Below are 17,016 nucleotides of genomic sequence, written 5' to 3'. Positions count from 1 at the left end.
TTTTCGCGTAACCTTTGGTCGGCGGGTGGCGAACCCCCAAACATCGATCGTCAATCTGGAGGAACCGTCATGCTTCGTTTGATCGCGTCAGCCTTTGCCCTGGTCTTGCTGGCGTTGCCGGCCCTGGCCGCCGAGACCTTCACCAAGGCCGCCTTCATGAAGGCGCAGGAAATGGGCCAGCCCATCCTGGTTCACGTCACCGCGCCGTGGTGCCCGACCTGCAAGGCCCAGGCGCCGGTGGTGTCGCTGTTGGAAAAGGAACGCGCCGAGCTGAAGGTCTTCCTGGTCGATTTCGACAGTCAGAAGGACGTGCTGCGCGACTTCCGGGTCAGCACCCAAAGCACCCTGATCGCCTTCGACGGTAAGACGGAAAAGGCCCGCTCGGCCGGCGAGACCGATCCCGCCAAGATCCGCGCCTTGCTGCCCTGATCCCATGGGAACGCTGATCGCCGGTTATCTGGCGGGCATGCTGTCGACCTTGTCGCCCTGCGTCCTGCCGCTGATTCCGGTGCTGCTGGCCAGCGCCTTGCAGGCCCACCGCCTGGGGCCGCTGGCCCTGGCCGCCGGTCTGGCGGTGTCGTTCGCTGGTCTGGGGTTGCTGCTGGCCTCGGCCGGTTTCGCCCTGGGGCTGGATGGCGGGGTGGTCCGCACCGGTGCCGGCTGGCTGATGGGGCTGTTCGGCCTGGTGCTGCTGGTCCCGGCCCTGTCGCGGGGCTTCGCCGCCCTGGTCCAGCCGCTGGCCGGTCCTGGTGGGGGACTGCTGGCCCGGGTATCCGGTGACGGGTTCGGCGGACAGTTCGTGTTGGGTCTGCTGATGGGGGCGGTGTGGTCGCCCTGCACCGGGCCGACCCTGGGGGCGGCGGTCGGACTGGCCGCCAGCGGCGACGATCCGGGCCGGGCCGCCATGGTGATGCTGGCCTTCGCCCTGGGGGCGGTGACGCCTGTCCTGGCCCTGGCCTATGGGCTTGGCCGCCGCCGCAAGGAACTGGGCGCCTTCGCCCAACGGGCCAAGCCGGCCATGGGCGCGGTGCTGGTGGCGGTCGCCCTGTTGGTGCTGACCGGCACCGACAAGCAGGTCGAGACCGCCCTGGTGGCGGTCATGCCCGACTGGCTGGTCGGGCTGACCGTGATGTTCTGACGGCGGGCGGCCCCGCCCAAAGCCCGCGCGGCGCGTGAGCGGGCCCGGCATCGGGCCGCGCTTCGCGCATAACCCCCGCGCGGCGCGTGAGCGGGCTTAGGCTAGGGCCGCGCTTCGCGCCTACGTCACCTGGCCGTCGGCCAGGATGCGCTCCAACTCGGCGACGCCGGCCGGCAGGTCGACGCGGCCGCCATTGGCGACCATCGAGCTGCCGAAGGCGTGCAATGCGCGGAAGATGGCATGGGCCCGGCACTGCTCGCCCATCTGGCCGATGCGCAGGATGTTGAGCCCGAAGGCGCCGGCGATTTCCACCTTGTAGACCTGCGACATGTGGCGGCGCACCTCGTCGCCGGATACGCCGTCGGGGATTTGGATGCCGACCACCGAATTCAGCCGCGCCACCGGTTGCACCAAGAGCTCGAGGCCCATGGCCTGCAGGCCGCCCTGCAGCGCCTTCGAGCTGAGCTCGTGGCGGTGGAAGCGGGCGGGCAGGGTCTCGGTGCAGATCAGCCGCAGCGCCTCGTGCAGGGCCAGGATGCCCGACACCGGCGCGGTGTAGTGATAGGAATTCTTGTTCCAGAACTGATCGGCCAGGCGGGCGTCCAGGCACCAATGGGCCATGGGGGCGTTGCGCCGCTCGATGCGCTTCCAGGCCGATTCCGAGAATCCCAGCAACGACACGCCGGGAATCGACGACAGGCCCTTCTGGCCGCCGGTGATGACGGCGTCGACGCCCCATTCGTCCATGTCGAAGCGCATGGTCGACAGCGTGCACACCGCATCGACCACCACCAGGCAGTCCATCTCGTGGGCGGCCAGGCTGATTTCCGGCAGATAGCGGTTCCACACCGTGTTCGAGGTCTCGCCCTGGACGATGGTCATCACCGTCGGCGCCTCGCGGTGAAGCGCGGCCATCACCTGTTCGGGCATGGCGGTGCAGCCGTCCTCGATCTCCAGGATCACCACGTCGCCGCCGCAGCGCCTGGCCATCTCGGCCAGGCGGCGGCTGAAATAGCCATTGATCACCGCCAGGACCTTGGTGCCCGGCTCGACCAGATTGCACACCGCCATTTCCATCGCCGCCGAAGCGGGGCCGGCGACACCCAGGATCTGGGCGTTGTTGGTCTGGAAGACGTAGCGGGTCATCGCCTTGACCTGCTCGACCACCCGATTCATCGTATCGCCCAGATGGTTGATGATGATCGAGTTGGCGTGTGCCACCTTGGCCGGAATCGGCACCGGACCGGCCCCCATCATCAACAGGGGCTCGTCGGGCAGGATGCGGTCGAGGGGCACGACGGACGGCGGAGGGTGACGCATGGCTTTTTCTGTTCCAGTTGAGAAGCGCGCATTCAGGGCGGTTGGCGCCTTCTTGTCAAGGGCCTGTCTCGGCAGGTCTGGGCTGTGCGCGGCAATCCTTATGCTGGCGGCGTCGCTGCCGGCCAAGGCCCAGTCGCCGGCCGAACCGGGCCGTTTCGATTCCTATGTGCTGGCGCTGTCGTGGTCGCCCGCCTGGTGCGAGGGCAAGGACGATCCCGACCAATGCGGCCAAAGCCGCTTCGGCTTCGTCGTCCATGGCCTGTGGCCGCAATACCGGGCCGGCGGCTGGCCGGAAAGCTGCACCGTGCCGACCAAGGTCCCAGAACCGGTGGTCCGGGACATGCTGCCGGTGATGCCCAGCCGCAAACTGATCGAGCATGAATGGAAACGCCACGGCACCTGCGACGGCCGCCCGGCCGCCGCCTATTTCGGTGATGTCCGCCAAGCGTTCGGCAAGCTGGCGATCCCCGAGCCGCTGCGCCGGCCCCGCCAACCGCAATCCCTGTCGGTGCCCGAGATCGAGCAAGCCTTCGCCGCCGCCAACCCCGGTTTGACCGGCGATAAGCTGGCGGTCACCTGCCGAGGCCGCGTCCTGACCGAGATCAGGGTGTGCCTGACCCGCGAGTTGGACTTCGCGCCGTGTGGCCGGGGCGTGCGCGACACCTGCAAGGGCAAGGTGACGGTGGTGCCTGTGAAATAGCCTTTTCCCTTGCCATCATCCCCGCCCTGGCGCACCGTTGCTGCGCTGCAATATTTTGGGGGCGGGTATGGAATTGCACGGCGCGGCGCAAGCGCTGCTGGTGCTGTCGTTGGCGGCGGCGCTGGGATTGGGCTTGGGCCAGATCCAGGTGGCCGGTGTCAGGTTGGGGGTCGGCGGCGTGCTGTTCGCCGGCATCGGCCTGGGCCATCTGGGCCTGACCATCGATCCGACCATGATGAGCTTCGCCCGCGAATTCGGGCTGGTGCTGTTCGTCTATGCCATCGGCGTGTCGGTCGGGCCGGGCTTCTTCCAGGCCTTCAAGAAGGACGGCATGGCGCTGAACCTGATGGCGGCGTCGGTGGTGGTGCTGGGGACGCTGGTGGCCGCCGGCCTGCACCTGTTCGCCGGCCTGCCGTTGCCGGCGGCGCTGGGCGTGCTGGCCGGGGCGGTGACCAACACCCCCAGCCTGGCCGCCGGGCAAGAGGTGATGGGCCAACTGGGCGCCCAAGGCGCCGGCATTGTGCTGGGCCAGGCCTATGCGGTGGCCTATCCGTTCGGCATCGTCGGCATCTTGCTGACCATGCTGGGATTGCGCTTTATTTTCGGCATCGATCCCAAGGCGGCGTCGGCGGCCTTTCTGGCGGCGCGCGAGGCGGCGCACCCCACCGTCATGACCATCAATATCGAGATCGCCAACCCGGCGGTGTTCGGCTGCCGGGTGCGCGACCTTGATGAATTGCGCGAGATCGGGGTGGTGTTGTCGCGAGTCCTGCATGACGGCAGCCAGCACATCGTCCGCGCCGACGACGTTCTGGCCAAAGGCGACGTGGTGCTGGCGGTGGGGCCGAAATCGCGGCTGGGCCGGCTGACCCGCCTGCTGGGACCGGTGGCGAAGATCGACCTGAAGACCATGGAATCGCACGACGTCGTTTGGGAACGCATGGTGGTGACCCGGTCCGATGTCCTGGGCAAAAGCCTGGGCGAACTGGATTTTCGCCGCAGCCACGGCATGGTGGTCAGCCGCGTCAACCGTGCCGGCCACGATCTGGTTCCCGACGCCCATCTGCGTCTGCAATTCGCCGACGCCCTGACCGTGGTCGGCGAGCCGTCCCAAATGCCGGCCATGTCCAAGATCCTGGGCAACCGCGCCAAGGCCCTGCAGGAAACCCAGATGGTGCCGATCTTCGTCGGTATCGCGCTGGGCATGGTGCTGGGGTCGGTGCCGATCATGCTGCCGGGCCTGCCGTCGGCGGTAAAGCTGGGCCTCGCCGGCGGGCCGCTGCTGGTGGCGATCTTGCTGTCGCGGCTGGGCCATTTCGGGCCGGTGGTGTGGTTCATGACGCCGGCCGCCAACCATGTCATGCGCGACCTGGGCATCACCCTTTTCCTGTCCGCCGTCGGCGTGAAGGCCGGGGCCGGCTTCGTCGATACCCTGGTCCACGGGGCGGGCCTGACCTGGCTGATGTGGGGCATGGCGGTGACCTTGGTGCCGCTGGCCACCGTCGCTTTGGTCGGCCATCTGTGGTTGAAGACAAATTATCTGACCTTGTGCGGCCTGCTGGCCGGCTCGATGACCGATCCGCCGGCCTTGGCCTTCGCGCAAGGGTTGGCTTCGTCCGAGGCGGCGATCCTGTCCTATGCCACCGTCTACCCATTGGTGATGGTGCTGCGCATCGTCGCCCCGCAAGTGGTGGCCCTGGCGCTGTGGATGTAATCTAAGGATGTGCGAAATGTAAAAAATACGCTTAAGAGGGTTCTTGCATTCCGCTCGCGCACACGCCATCCTTTTGGCCAGGGCGTTTGACCATGGGGCGTGATGGTGAGCAGCGGCGACGATATCCTTTCCCGTCGGATCGCGGAACTTGAGCGCGAGAACGCCGAGCTTCGGGCCTATGCCGCCGCCATCGACCTGGGGGGCGATTCGGTCGCGGTCGCCGACGCCGACCATCGCATCGTCTCGGTCAATGCCGGATTCACCCGCGCCACCGGCCTGACCCTGGCCCAGGTGGCCGGTCGGGCGCCGGGCTTCCTGCGGGCCGGCTTGCATCCCCCGGAATTCTTCGAAGAGGTCTGCCGCACCGTGGCCAGGGATGGTCACTGGGAAGGCGAGGTGCTGAACCGCCGCAGTTCCGGCGAGATTTTCAGCGAGCAGATGCGGATCACCGTCCTGCGTGACGAGGCCGGCAAGGTCAGCCGCCACCTTTATGTCGCCCGCGACGTCACCGAGATGCGCGAGGCCACCGAGGGGCTGTGGCGCCAGAAGAATTACGACCCGTTGACCGAACTGCCCAATCGCAGCCTGATCCTTGATCGCCTGCTGCAGTCGCTGGTGGTGGCCGGACGCGAGAACCGGCGCGCCGCCTTGCTGTTCCTGGGACTGGACGGTTTCAAGACCATCAACGACACCCTGGGTCACACCATCGGCGACATGGTGCTGAAGGAAGTGGCGCGCCGCTTCCAGATGGCGCTGCGCCGCGGCGACACCCTGGGTCGCTTCGGCAGCGACGAGTTCACCGTGGTCCTGCCCGGCATCGACAGCGTCGACCAGGTCGAGACGGTGGTGCGCGCCCTGATGGAATGCCTGCACGAGCCGTTGGTGGTCGAAGGTCACCAGATCCTGCTGTCCTGCTCGGTTGGCGCCAGCCTGTGGCCGGGCGACGGCGAGGACGTCGAATCCCTGCAGCGCAACGCCACCAGCGCGCTGCAGCAGGCCAAGCAGTCCGGCCGCGCCACCTATCGCTTCTTCACCCCCGACATGGACGCCCGCGCCCAGGCCCGCACCCGGCTGGCCGGCGAGCTGTCCGACGCGTTGGCGCACGAGGAATTCTCGCTGGTCTACCAGCCGATGATCGATGTCGAGTCCGGCCGCGTCGCCGGCGCCGAGGCCTTGCTGCGCTGGCAGAACCGCTATATCGGCGCCGTCGGCCCCGACCAGTTCGTGCCGCTGGCGGAAGAGATGGGCATGATCCTGCCCATCGGCCGCTGGCTGCTGGGGGCGGCGTGCCGCGAGGCGGCGGGATGGCGCGACCTGGAGCTGGGGCCTTTGAAGGTGGCGATCAATGTCTCGGCCCGTCAGGTCCAGCAGACCGACATCGCCGAGCTGGTGCGCGCCGCCCTGGCCGAAAGCGGCCTGGCGCCCGAATTGCTGACGGTCGAGATCACCGAAAGCCTGATCCTGACCTCGGGCGCCGAGGTGGCGGCCAAGCTGCAGCGCATCCGCGACATGGGCGCCCACATCGCCGTCGATGATTTCGGCACCGGCTATGCCTCGCTGTCCTACCTGAAGCAATTCCCGGTCGATATCTTGAAGATCGACCGCACCTTCGTCGCCGATGCCCTGACCAATCCCGACGACGCCCGCCTGATCGAGGCGATCATCGGCCTGGGCCATTCCCTGAACATGAAGGTGGTGGGCGAGGGCGTCGAATCGCTGGACCAGATGGTGTTCCTGGCCGAGCGCGGCTGCGACCTGGTCCAGGGCTACCGTTTCAGTCCGCCGCTGGCCGCCGATCGCTTCCGCGAATTCGTGAAGGGCCATCGGTGAGCCGGGTGGTGCCGCCGGCCATTCCGGCCGGCCTGGAAGGATTGCTGGGCCGCTTCATCGCCGAGATGGAGGCGGACTTGGCCACCCTGCAGAGCATGGTCGAGAGCGGCGACGACGGCTTGCCCGAACATCTGCACGCCATGCGCGGCAAATGCGCCATGTTCGGCGAGGACATCTTGTTCGCCGAGCTGTCGGCGATTGACGTGGGCGGCCGCCCCAGCCCCGAGCGCCTGGCGGTGATCGCCGCGCGGGTGGCCGACCTCGCCAGCCTGGACATTTCCCCCGATGCCTGACGACCGCGCCGAGCGCCAGTCCCGGGTTCTGACCCAGGTGGCCCTGGTCTACCAGGTGATGCTGGATCATCACGGGCCCACACCTGCCGGGGTTTGCTGGTCCGACGACGCCGGCCAAGTGTTGCGCTTCGACCTGCTGACCAAGGGGATCGATGCAACCCGTCCGGTGTCGGTCAACGATGTCGGTTGCGGCTATGGCGCCTTGTTCGGATTCATGATGGAACGATTCCGGCTGTCGGGCTATTGCGGCACCGACATTTGCGAAGCGATGGTCGAGGCCGCCGCCCGCCGGATCACGGCGCCGACCGCCAGTTTCGTCCAAAGCGCGGTGCCGGTCGCGCCGGCCGACTGGTCGCTGGCCTCGGGGACCTTCAACATGACCGGCGGTGCTGATCTCGGTGAATGGCGCGAGCTGGTTCGGACCGTCCTGCTGGCGATGGCGCGCAACTCGCGGGTCGGGCTGGCGTTCAATCTGCTCCGATCGAATCGCGGCGACGATCTGCTGTGGGGCGATGAGCCCGGCGAGTGGGAGCACTTCTGTCGTGACCGCCTGGGCGGACGATGCGAGGTGGAGATCCACCCCGACGGCGGTGAATGGACCCTGCGCGTCCGCCTATAGGTGGGGCAGGCTCTTGACCCGGCGCGGCGGGAAGCGGGCGATCACCCGGGTTCCCTGTCCCCGTGCGCTTTTGATGATCAGTTCGCCCTGGTGCAGCTCGACGAAGCTTTTCACCAAAGGCAGGCCCAGGCCAGTGCTTTCGCCGATATGGGCACGCGCCAATTCGGAATCGATCTGGCCGAACGGCTCCATCACCCGCGCGATGTCGTCGGCATCGATGCCGATGCCGGTGTCGGTGACGGCGATCTCCATCCAGCCGTCATCGGCGACCGCCACCGATGCCGACACGATTCCGCCGGCCGGGGTGAATTTGATGGCGTTGGAGAGCAGGTTCAGCAGGATCTGACGGATCAGCCGGGCGTCGGCCACCAGCGCCGGCAGCGAGCCTTCGGCCTGGGCCGCCAGGGTCAGGCCGGCATCGGTGGCCTTGGCCTCGACCAGATGCAGGCTTTGGCCGACGATTTCGGCCAAGATCACCGGCTCTTCCCGCAACACGTACTTGCCGGCCTCGACCTTCGACAGGTCCAGCACCTCGTTGATCAGCGACAACAGGTGCTTGCCGGCGGTGTGGACGTCGCCGGCATATTCCCGGTAATGGTCGCTGCCCATCATCATGATCTCGGAGAAGCCGATGATGGCGTTCAGCGGCGTGCGCAGCTCGTGCGACAGGTTGGCGAGGAATTCCGACTTGGCCCGGTTGGCCGCCTGGGCCAGGGCCTCGGCCCGCTTCTGCGCGCTGATGTCGATATGCATCACCACCGTCGCCTTGACCCGGCCATCGTGGCGCAACGGCGAGATCAGGCAGCGGAACCAGCGTTGATTGCTGGAATCGTGGCACGGATAATCGTGCGAGAAATTCGACAGGCCGCCCTTCATCACCGCCACCAATCCGCCCGCGACCATCAGGGCGTCCGGGTCGTCGGTGGCGCCGGTCACCGCCAGGTAATTGGCGCCGACATAGGCGCCCGCGGCGCCGCCGCAACTGGAGGCGAAGGCGCGCCAGGGCTTGTTGACGGTGACGATGGTGCCGTTCTGGTCCAGCAGCGCGGCATGGGCGGGCATGGCCTCCAGGAAGTCGGTCAGAATTTCTTCGGCAACGTCTTGTTGCCACAAATCAGCGGTCGACAACGGGTACGAATCGTCCAACGTCCGGCGCTCCCCCCAGGAAAGACCCGTCCCATATTATTCTGATTTTTGTAATACCAAGGTATGAAATTTCCGCAGGGGCGAGACTATTTTCGACTATGCAACCGGGAGCCAAAGGACGCCTTCAAGTTGTTCCACCCCAGCGATCAGCTGGATCAGTCGGTCAATGCCCAGGGCGTTGCCGGCCGATGGGGGCATTCCCGCTTCCAGGGCGGCCAGGAAGTCCTCGTCGATGGGGTAACGTTCGCCGTACAGCGCCTCTTTCAGGTCCATGTCGGCCTGGAAGCGGCGGCGTTGCTCGGCGGCGTCGGTCAGTTCGCCAAAGGCGTTGCATAATTCGACGCCGCAGGCATAGGCCTCGAACCGTTCGGCCACCCGTGGGTCGGCCGGACTGGGCCGGGCCAGCGCCGCCAGCGACACCGGATAGGAATGCAAGATGGTCGGCACGCCATCGCCCAGATGGGGCTCGATGCGGTCCAGCAGGATCTTGAAGAAGACATCGTCCCAGCGATCCGTCTCGGACACCGACACCCCGATGCGGGCGGCTTCGGCCTTCAGCGCTGCGGTGTTGGGCGCCCACGGGTCGGGGGTGGTGGCCAAGAGATCGATGCCGCAATAATGATCGAAGGCTTCGGCCAGCGACTGCAGCCGCCACGGTTGGAACGGGTCGCACCAGCGTTGGCCGCGCACCAATCGCCGGGTTCCGGCCGCCGCGGCGCAGTCGCGCACCAAGGCGGTGGTGTCGTCGATCATGTCGGCGATGGTGCCGCGCGCCCGGTACCATTCCAGCATGGTGAATTCCGGGCTGTGGGTGGCGGAACGTTCGCCGTTCCGGAACACCCGGGCGACCTGGAAGATGCGCTCCATCCCCGCCACCAGCAGCTTCTTCATGGCGAATTCGGGGCTGGTGTGCAGGTACATGGTGGCGGCGGGCTCGCCCCACGGGCTTTCCAGCCGGGTGGCGAAGGCCTTCAGGTGGGGTTCCAGCCCCGGGCTGACCTGCAGGCAGGGGGTTTCGACCTCGGTGAATCCGGCCGCCTCGAAATGGGCGCGAACCGTCCGCATCACCCGGCCGCGCACCTCGAGGGCGGCGCGGCGAGCGGCGAAGATGTCGGGGCGCCAGCTTTCTTTACCTGTCATGGCAAAATCCTTTAGAACCGGCGGCGATGCTACAAGCGAAGCCCCCCGTCTGTCACCGTCGCACCCTGCGCACCGCCGCCGAGCTGGTGGAGGCCGGCCTGGCCCGCCCTTCGGCGGCGCTGGACCTTCTGGCCGAGACCACGGCGATCGCGGTGCCGCCGGCCCTGGCCGAGCTGATGGTGGCGGGCCAGGAAAACGACCCCATCGCGCGCCAGTTCGTGCCCAGCCCGGACGAGCTGGTCACCAGCGCCGAGGAGCGCGCCGACCCGATCGGCGACGAAGCCTATAGTCCGGTCAAGGGGCTGGTGCACCGCTATCCCGACCGGGTGCTGATCAAGCCGATCCTGGTCTGCCCGGTTTATTGCCGCTTCTGCTTCAGGAAGGACCGCGTCGGTGATGCCGACGCCACCTTGTCGGCCTCAGAGCTGGATGCCGCCTTCGCCTATGTGGCGGCGCGGCCCGACCTGCGGGAAATCATCTTCACCGGCGGCGACCCCTTGATGCTGAATGCCGCCCGCCTGGCCGACCTGGCGGCGCGGGCGGCATCCATCGGCCATGTCGAACTGACCCGCTTTCACACCCGCGTCCCCATCGCCACGCCCGAACGGGTGACGGCCGAGCTGGTGGCCGCCTTGCGGTCCGGGCCGCCCGCCTGGGTGTCGGTTCACGTCAACCATCCGCGCGAATTGTCCGGCGGGGCGGGGGCGGCCTTGGCCCGGCTGGCCGATGCCGGCATCCCGCTGATCGCCCAGACCGTGCTGCTGAAGGGGGTCAACGACGATGCCGGGGTGCTCGAGGCGCTGTTTCGCGCCCTGATCCGCGCCCGGGTGCGGCCCTATTACCTGCATCACCCCGACCTGGTGCCGGGCACCAGCCACCTGCGCCCGACCATCCAAGAAGGCCAGGCCTTGATGCGTGCCTTGCGCGGCCGCCTGTCGGGCATCGCCCAGCCGACCTATGTGCTGGACATTCCGGGCGGGGCCGGCAAGGTGCCGATCGGCCCCGACTGGCTGGTCGAGGACGGCGTGCAGGACGCCGACGGTGTCGTCCATGCCTATCCGGTTGCGAAGGGCGGGCCAACCTGCTAGGGTCCGCGCCAATTTTCCGGAAAGCCGTGGATATATCATGAAGATCAATGCCAATCTGATTCGCGTCGGCAACATCATCGAGAATAACGGCCGCCAGTGGGCCGTGCTGAAGACCGCCATCGTCCAGCCCGGCAAGGGCGGCGCCTTCATCACCGTCGAGATGCGCGACATCCGTACCGGCACCAAGACCAACGAACGCTGGCGCACCGCCGACACCGTCGAGAAGTGCAACGTCGAAGAAAAGGAATGCACCTTCCTGTTCGCCGACGGCGACGCCATCACCTTCATGGACCAGGAAAACTTCGAGCAGTTCAACCTGCCGGCCGAGATCCTGGGCGAGGCCAAGGCCTTCTTGCAGGACGGCATGGTGGTCGCGGTGGACTTCATCGAGGGCTCGCCGGTTTCGGTGGCGCTGCCGGAAAAGGTGATCATGACGGTGGTCGAGGCCGACCCGGTGGTCAAGGGCCAGACCGCGTCGTCGTCCTACAAGCCGGCCAAGCTGGAGAACGGCCTGAAGATTCTGGTGCCGCCCTTCATCGCCGAGGGCGAGAAGATCGTGGTGATGACCGGCGATTGCTCGTACGTCGAGCGCGCCAAGTAGTCATCGCAGTTGTCTTTCTGGCCGCTCCCAGGGTACATCCCCGGGGAGCGGCCTTGTTTTTCGAGCCTCAGGAGATCCGCCGGTGATCGTTCGTTCCCCCGTTCTCAACGTGATGATGGGCGCCGCCCGCAAGGCCGGCCGCGGCATGGTGCGCGACTTCGGCGAGGTCGAGAAACTGCAGGTGTCGATGAAGGGGACCTCGGATTTCGTGTCCTCGGCCGACCTGAAGGCGGAAAAGACCATCCGCGCCGAGCTGTCCAAGGCCCGCCCGGCCTTTGGTTTCCTGTTGGAAGAAGGCGGCGAGGTCGGCGGCGACGACAAGAGCCACCGGTGGATCGTCGATCCCATCGACGGCACCACCAACTTCCTGCACGGCATTCCGCAGTTCGCGGTGTCGATCGGGCTGGAACGCGACGGCGAGCTGATCGCCGGCGTGGTCTATGAACCGATCTCGGATTCCCTGTTCCATGCCGAGAAGGGGGCCGGGGCCTATCTGAACGAATGGCGCCTGCGCGTGTCGGCCCGGCGCAAGCTGGAAGAATCGGTGCTGACCACCGGCATTCCCCATCGCGGCCGCCCGGGTCAGGACGTCTTCATCAAGGAACTGACCGCAGTGATGCAGGAAACCGCCGGCGTGCGCCGCTTCGGCTCGGCCGCCCTGGACCTGGCCTATGTCGCCGCCGGCCGCTGCGAGGGCTATTGGGAATCCGGCATCAAGCCGTGGGACATCGCCGCCGGCATCGTGCTGGTCAAGGAATCGGGCGGCTATGTCAGCGACTTCGACGGCAAGGGCGATATGCTGGCGACCGGAGACATCGTTGCCGCCAACGATCAATTGCATTCCAAACTGGTTTCGTTGCTGCGCAAGGCTCGTGGCTGATATTTGGAAATTATAAATATTTCCCGTGCATGGTCGCTCTTGGCCTAGAGTGATCGTATTGTTGTACGCTGGCTGGGCATCGGTTAGTCTGTCGCGCGATTGGCGTGCAAAGCGGGGTTGTTCTGTGATGGCAAAGACGGCTTGGCGGATTTTCGCGCTTTCGGCGCTGTTGAGTGGTCTGGCTCCGATGGCGTCGGCCCAGTATGTCGTCGGCGGCGACGCCCACCCCAGCGTCGAGGTCAACTGGGCGGTGCTGGAAAACCTGGGCCAAGACCCCAATCTGGCCGCCATGCTGCGCCGTGAGAACCACCCGGCCACCCAGGCCGCGCTGAAGATGCCGGGCCAGCGGCAAAAGGCCCAGCCCCAGTTCCGCCCGTTCCAGCAAGCCGTCGCCAAGCCCGCCGCCGCCAAGCCGGCAGCCCCGGCCAAGCCGAAGGCGCAGCCGGTTGCGGCCAAGGTGGAAATGCCCGCCATTGCCGAACTGATTCAGGCGACCCAGAAGCCGGTCGAGATCAAGCAACCCGAGCCCAAGGTCGCCGAGACCAAGCCGGTTCCGGTTCCGGCCCCCGTCGCCAAGCCGGCGGTGCCGCCCAAGCCGCAAATCGCCGAGCTTCCGGTGGTCAAGCCCGAACCGGCCAAGCCGGAAGTCAAGCCCGAGCTGGCCAAGCCGACGGGTCCGCATATCTCGCTGCCGGAAGTGCCGGCCCCCAAGGTGGCCGCGCCGATGCCGGTTGCCCCCGTTGCTGCCGTCGCTCCCGTCGCTCCCGTCGCCCCCGTCGCTCCCGTCGCCAAAGTCGAAACGCCGGCTCCGGCTCCTGCGCCGATGCCGCTGGCGGTGCTGACCCCGCCGGTGGCCGCGCCCGCTCCGGTGGTGCCGCAGGTGGCCGCAATCGCCAGCCCTGCGGTGGCCCTGAAGGGCGACACCTTGTCGGTGCGTTATGCCGGCGAGGATTTCAAACTGCCCGATTCCGCCAAGTCGGAATTGATTTCGCTGGCCAAGCGGATGGAAAAGGAGGAGGCCCTGAGCCTGCAATTGCTGGCCTACGCCTCGGGCGACGAGGCCAATGCCTCGAAGGCGCGGCGCCTGTCGTTGTCGCGGGCCATCGAGGTGCGCAAGTTCCTGCTGGACCAGGGCGTACGCTCGACCCGCGTCGAGATGCGGGCCTTGGGCAACAAGACGGACGGCGGCTCGCCCGATCGCGTCGACGCGGTGCTGGTCGGGCGTTAGGCGCGAAGCGCGGCCCGTCCCGGGCCCCCTCAGACGCCGGGCGGGCTTTGGGCGCGAAGCGCGGCCCGTCCCGGGCCCCCTCAGACGCCGGGCGGGCTTTGGGCGCGAAACGCGGCCCGTTCCGGGCTCCCTCAGACGCCGGGCGGGCTTTGGGCGCGAAACGCGGCCCGTCCCGGCCGGAATTCCGCTCACCCTAGCATCGTTCAAAAAGACTCTCCTTGCCTGGGCACGGGCGGCTGCTACACTCCGCGCCGGGCCAAGGCCCCCCAACGGGCCGCGTCCCTTCTGCGAGGGAGGGTTATTTTTATGAGCGAACTTCCGCGGCCGGCTACCAAGCCCGCCAATCCCAATTTCTCATCTGGTCCCTGCGCCAAGCGTCCCGGCTGGTCCGTCCAGGCTCTGGCCGACACGCCGGTGGGCCGGTCCCATCGCGCCAAGATCGGCAAGACCCGTCTGGAAGACGTGATCGAGCGGTCGCGCAAGGTGCTGGGCATTCCCGCCGACTACCGCATCGGCATCGTGCCGGCGTCCGATACCGGCGCCGTCGAGATGGCCATGTGGTCGCTGTTGGGCGAGCGCGGCATCGACATGCTGGCCTGGGAAAGCTTCGGCGAAGGCTGGGTGACCGATGTCGCCAAGCAGCTGAAGCTGGAAGACCTGCGCGTCTTCAAGGCGCCCTATGGTCAGCTGCCCGACCTTCATCAGGTCGATTGCGACCGCGACGTCGTGTTCACCTGGAACGGCACCACCGGCGGCGTGCGCATCCCCAACGGCGACTGGATCAAGGCCGACCGCAAGGGCCTGACCATCTGCGACGCCACCTCGGCGGTGTTCGCCATGGACATGCCGTGGGACAAGTTGGACGTGGTCACTTGGTCCTGGCAGAAGGTGCTGGGTGGCGAGGGCGCGCACGGCATGCTGGTCCTGTCGCCCCGGGCCGTTGCCCGTTTGGAAAGCTATAAGCCGGCCTGGCCGCTGCCGAAGATCTTCCGCATGACCAAGGGCGGCAAGCTGATCGACGGCATCTTCAAGGGCGAGACCATCAACACGCCCTCGATGATCGCCGTCGAAGACCAGTTGGACGCCCTGAAATGGGCCGAATCCATCGGTGGCCTCAAGGCGCTGATCGGCCGTTCGGAAGCCAACTTTAAGGCCGTGCAGGATTGGATGGACACGTCGTCCTGGGCCGCCAACCTGGCTTCCGATCCCAAGGTGCGGTCCTGCACCTCGATCTGCGTCGCCATCAAGGCGCCCTTCTTCGCCAAGCTGTCCGATGACGACAAGGCGGCCGCCGCCAAGAAGATCGTCACCCTTCTGGACAAGGAAGGGGTGGCCTACGATATCGGCGCCTATCGCGACGCGCCCCCCGGATTGCGCATCTGGGGCGGTGCCACGGTCGAAACCGCCGACATCCTGGCCCTGCTGCCCTGGCTGGACTGGGCCTTCGCCCAAGTCGAAGCCGAGTTCGGGCCCAAGGCTCAATAATCCAAAGAAGACGGGCGCCGTCGGATCAACCGGCGGCGCCCGCTCCACATCCGGGGAAGAATATCCATGCCCAAGGTTTTGATCAGCGACAAGCTCAGCCCGGCCGCCGTGCAGATCTTCAAGGATCGCGGCATCGAGACCGACGTCAAGGTCGGCCTCGCTCCCGACGAGTTGAAGGCCATCGTCGGCCAGTATGACGGTCTGGCGATCCGCTCGAACACCAAGGTCACCGCCGACATCCTGGCCGCCGCCACCAACCTGAAGGTGGTCGGCCGCGCAGGCATCGGCGTCGACAATGTCGATGTGCCGGCCGCCACCGCGCGCGGCATCGTGGTGATGAACACGCCGTTCGGCAATTCGGTCACCACCGCCGAGCACGCCATCGCCATGATGTTCGCCCTGGCCCGCGACATTCCGCAGGCCAACGCCTCGACCCACGCCGGCAAGTGGGAGAAGTCGAAGTTCATGGGTGTCGAGCTGACCGGCAAGACGCTGGGCATCATCGGCTGCGGTAATATCGGCGCCATCGTCGCCGACCGCGCCCTGGGCCTGAAGATGAAGGTGGTCGGCTACGATCCCTTCCTGTCGGCCGAGCGCGCCCGCGACCTGTCGATCGAGAAGGTCGACCTCGACACCTTGTTCGCCCGCGCCGACTTCATCACGCTGCATACGCCGCTGACCGAGGCCACCCGCAACGTCATCGATGCCAAGGCCATTGCCAAGATGAAGAAGGGCGTGCGCATCATCAATTGCGCCCGTGGCGGTCTGGTGGTCGAGGAAGATCTGAAGGTGGCGCTGGAATCCGGCCAGGTCGGCGGCGCCGCCCTGGACGTGTTCAAGGTCGAGCCGGCCAAGGAAAACGGCCTGTTCGGCATGGACAAGGTGGTGTGCACCCCGCATCTGGGGGCGTCCACCTCGGAAGCGCAGGAAAACGTGGCCCTGCAGGTGGCCGAGCAGATGGCCGACTATCTGCTGACCGGGGCGGTGACCAACGCCTTGAACATGCCGTCGGTGTCGGCCGAGGACGCGCCCAAGCTGCGCCCCTACATGAAGCTGGCCGGCCAATTGGGCAGCTTCGCCGGCCAGTTGACCGAGCACGCCCTGAAGGCGGTCAAGATCGAGTTCGAGGGCCATGTCGCCACCTTGAACACCAAGCCGCTGACCGCCGTCATCCTGGAAGGCCTGCTGAAGCCGATGGTGGAAGCGGTCAACATGGTCAACGCGCCGGTGCTGGCCCGCGAGCGTGACATCGACATCTCGGAAAGCCGCAACGAGCGTGATGGCGACTACCACACCCTGGTCCGCGTCACGGTGGTCACCGAGGCCCGCACCCGTTCGGTGGCCGGCACGTTGTTCGGCGGCGACAAGCCCCGGGTGGTGTCGATCAAGGACATCCCGATCGAGGCCGAGCTGGGCGAGCACATGCTGTTCGTCACCAACCAGGACAAGCCGGGCTTCATCGGCGCCCTGGGTACGCTGTTGGGCAGCCACGGCATCAACATCGCCACCTTCCATCTGGGCCGGTCGGAATCGGGCGGCGACGCCATCTTGCTGACCCAGGTCGATCAGCCGATCAGCGACAAGGTGCTGGAAGAGGTGCGCAAGCTGCCGCAGGTGGTCCAGGCCAAGGCCTTGTCGTTCTAAAGTTTGTCTGAGTTTGGTGGAGCCGGATATTCCTCTCGTCACCCTCGGGCTTGACCCACTGCTGTCCGGTTTAATTTAGTGGACTGAGTGCACGGCGTTGATTCTACTCGTGTTCAGACGTTTGGCGCGTCTCCTGGACACGAATTGGAGCAACACCGTGCGGCATCAGAATAGCGTTTTTCATGACTTG

16 protein-coding genes are annotated in these 17,016 nt (G+C 66.7%); 13 read left to right on the top strand and 3 right to left on the bottom strand.

Annotated features, from left to right (window positions below):
* The first annotated feature begins 69 nt into the window (after positions 1–69).
* Both A6A05_RS11905 and A6A05_RS11900 read left to right on the top strand, forming a co-directional pair.
* Positions 70–429, top strand: a complete 360-nt coding sequence (locus A6A05_RS11905; protein WP_068501148.1) for a thioredoxin family protein — start codon at positions 70–72, stop codon at positions 427–429.
* A gap of 4 nt (positions 430–433) precedes the next feature.
* Positions 434–1,138 (top strand): cytochrome c biogenesis CcdA family protein, encoded by a 705-nt coding sequence (locus tag A6A05_RS11900; RefSeq protein WP_068501145.1) that lies wholly within the window; start codon positions 434–436, stop codon positions 1,136–1,138.
* 120 nt (positions 1,139–1,258) lie between these two features.
* On the opposite strand, the gene A6A05_RS11895 is transcribed toward A6A05_RS11900, so the two are convergent.
* Positions 1,259–2,458: a pyridoxal-phosphate-dependent aminotransferase family protein gene (locus A6A05_RS11895; RefSeq protein WP_068501142.1), complete on the bottom strand. Its 1,200-nt coding sequence runs from the start codon at positions 2,456–2,458 to the stop codon at positions 1,259–1,261.
* A gap of 100 nt (positions 2,459–2,558) precedes the next feature.
* On the opposite strand from A6A05_RS11895, the gene A6A05_RS11890 reads away from it, so the two are divergent.
* The 5 genes from A6A05_RS11890 (at position 2,559) to A6A05_RS11870 (ending at position 7,614) form a co-directional block, all read left to right on the top strand.
* Positions 2,559–3,158, top strand: a complete 600-nt coding sequence (locus A6A05_RS11890) for a ribonuclease T2 family protein (protein ID WP_068501139.1) — start codon at positions 2,559–2,561, stop codon at positions 3,156–3,158.
* 67 nt (positions 3,159–3,225) lie between these two features.
* The gene (locus A6A05_RS11885) at positions 3,226–4,872 is read left to right on the top strand and encodes a putative transporter (protein WP_068501138.1); all 1,647 of its coding nucleotides are present in this window, start codon (positions 3,226–3,228) and stop codon (positions 4,870–4,872) included.
* 102 nt (positions 4,873–4,974) lie between these two features.
* Positions 4,975–6,702, top strand: coding sequence for a putative bifunctional diguanylate cyclase/phosphodiesterase (locus A6A05_RS11880; protein ID WP_068501128.1), 1,728 nt, complete (start codon positions 4,975–4,977; stop codon positions 6,700–6,702).
* Positions 6,699–6,995: a hypothetical protein gene (locus A6A05_RS11875; protein ID WP_068501125.1), complete on the top strand. Its 297-nt coding sequence runs from the start codon at positions 6,699–6,701 to the stop codon at positions 6,993–6,995. Before A6A05_RS11880 ends, A6A05_RS11875 begins: the two co-directional genes overlap by 4 nt.
* A complete protein-coding gene (locus A6A05_RS11870) occupies positions 6,988–7,614 on the top strand; it encodes a class I SAM-dependent methyltransferase (protein ID WP_068501122.1) in 627 nt (208 codons plus the stop codon). Before A6A05_RS11875 ends, A6A05_RS11870 begins: the two co-directional genes overlap by 8 nt.
* On the opposite strand, the gene A6A05_RS11865 is transcribed toward A6A05_RS11870, so the two are convergent.
* Positions 7,609–8,760, bottom strand: a complete 1,152-nt coding sequence (locus tag A6A05_RS11865) for a PAS domain-containing sensor histidine kinase (protein WP_068501120.1) — start codon at positions 8,758–8,760, stop codon at positions 7,609–7,611. The two genes, A6A05_RS11870 and A6A05_RS11865, sit on opposite strands and share 6 nt — an antisense overlap.
* Positions 8,761–8,856: 96 nt before the next feature.
* On the bottom strand, positions 8,857–9,900 hold the full coding sequence (gene epmA / locus A6A05_RS11860; protein WP_068501118.1) for an EF-P lysine aminoacylase EpmA: 1,044 nt from the start codon (positions 9,898–9,900) through the stop codon (positions 8,857–8,859).
* Between the two features lie 26 nt (positions 9,901–9,926).
* Between epmA and A6A05_RS11855 the strand changes: the two genes are divergently transcribed.
* From A6A05_RS11855 to serA, 6 genes are all read left to right on the top strand, one after another.
* Positions 9,927–10,988, top strand: coding sequence for a lysine-2,3-aminomutase-like protein (locus A6A05_RS11855; RefSeq protein ID WP_068501115.1), 1,062 nt, complete (start codon positions 9,927–9,929; stop codon positions 10,986–10,988).
* A 37-nt stretch (positions 10,989–11,025) separates the two neighbouring features.
* The gene (efp, locus tag A6A05_RS11850; protein ID WP_068501111.1) at positions 11,026–11,589 is read left to right on the top strand and encodes an elongation factor P; all 564 of its coding nucleotides are present in this window, start codon (positions 11,026–11,028) and stop codon (positions 11,587–11,589) included.
* A gap of 82 nt (positions 11,590–11,671) precedes the next feature.
* On the top strand, positions 11,672–12,469 hold the full coding sequence (locus A6A05_RS11845) for an inositol monophosphatase family protein (RefSeq protein WP_068501108.1): 798 nt from the start codon (positions 11,672–11,674) through the stop codon (positions 12,467–12,469).
* Between the two features lie 127 nt (positions 12,470–12,596).
* Positions 12,597–13,697, top strand: a complete 1,101-nt coding sequence (locus A6A05_RS11840; protein WP_082910905.1) for an OmpA family protein — start codon at positions 12,597–12,599, stop codon at positions 13,695–13,697.
* Positions 13,698–14,003: 306 nt separating this feature from the next.
* Positions 14,004–15,182, top strand: a complete 1,179-nt coding sequence (locus A6A05_RS11835; protein ID WP_068501104.1) for a phosphoserine transaminase — start codon at positions 14,004–14,006, stop codon at positions 15,180–15,182.
* A 66-nt stretch (positions 15,183–15,248) separates the two neighbouring features.
* Complete coding sequence (gene serA, locus A6A05_RS11830; RefSeq protein ID WP_068501101.1) at positions 15,249–16,826, top strand: phosphoglycerate dehydrogenase; 1,578 nt, start codon at positions 15,249–15,251, stop codon at positions 16,824–16,826.
* Positions 16,827–17,016: the final 190 nt, after the last annotated feature.

This window comes from Magnetospirillum moscoviense, assembly GCF_001650635.1.
GTDB lineage: Bacteria > Pseudomonadota > Alphaproteobacteria > Rhodospirillales > Magnetospirillaceae > Magnetospirillum > Magnetospirillum moscoviense.
The sequence above is the reverse complement of the archived record's forward strand: the minus strand, read 5'-3'. Positions and strand labels throughout refer to the sequence as shown.